This window comes from Sporolactobacillus terrae DSM 11697 (assembly GCF_000648615.1).
In the GTDB taxonomy this organism is placed as follows: domain Bacteria; phylum Bacillota; class Bacilli; order Bacillales; family Sporolactobacillaceae; genus Sporolactobacillus; species Sporolactobacillus terrae.
In genome coordinates this window covers 1-327 of the sequence record NZ_JFZC01000097.1, presented here as the reverse complement: position 1 = coordinate 327, position 327 = coordinate 1, and the positions used below count along the sequence as shown (strand labels likewise).

The following is a 327-nucleotide window of genomic DNA, read 5'->3' as shown; positions in this document are numbered from 1 at the left end:
TCTATCGTGGGATTGAAGCGCATCTTCTGGATGAGCCTAATCATCAACCTGGGCAACGCGGGATTGCTCGTCGCCTGCGACACCGAGGGAAATCACGCCACGGCAAAGGTTATGAAGAACGTCGTGGCAAAATCAACTACAGTCATTCCATTGATGAACGACCGACTGAGGCTAATGAACGTCGCGTCATTGGCCACTGGGAAGCAGATACGGTCGTTGGAAAAATTGGATCCGAATGCCTGGTAACCCTTGTTGATCGAAAGACACGCTTACTCATTGCCGCAAAGGCCGCGAAGAAAACCGCTAAATGCGTGAAAGAGAAATTAA

1 protein-coding gene is annotated in these 327 nt (G+C 49.8%); it reads left to right on the top strand.

All coding sequences use genetic code 11. The annotated features are described in order from the left end of the window. On the top strand, window positions 1-327 hold a 327-nt coding region (locus AA84_RS0115630; protein WP_028977987.1), incomplete at both ends, for an IS30 family transposase.